The following is a 250-nucleotide window of genomic DNA, read 5'->3' on the forward strand; positions in this document are numbered from 1 at the left end:
CCCATGGGCGTGTTCGGCAGCCCCTGGCTGATCGACGCTTCGATGTCCAGCCGCAGTTCCCCGGCCGCTTCCTTCACCGCTTCGAGCGCGGCCGCGTCGGTAATGCGCAACTGCTGGGCGAAGTGCGACTCGATATGTCGCAGGCGCATCTGCTCCTCGACCTGCGGTCGCGAACCGTGCACCAGCACGATATGCATGCCCATCGCGCACAGCAGCGCGACATCCTGAATCAGGGTGTCGAGTCCGCCCG

Annotated in this window: 1 pseudogene; it reads right to left on the bottom strand. The window is 66.0% G+C overall.

Going from position 1 to position 250, the window contains the following annotated elements:
* Positions 1–250: pseudogene (locus A985_RS29625) on the bottom strand (N-acetylglutamate synthase); the annotation flags it as partial.

Source organism: Pandoraea sp. B-6 (assembly GCF_000282835.1).
GTDB classification, from domain to species: Bacteria; Pseudomonadota; Gammaproteobacteria; order Burkholderiales; family Burkholderiaceae; genus Pandoraea; species Pandoraea cepalis.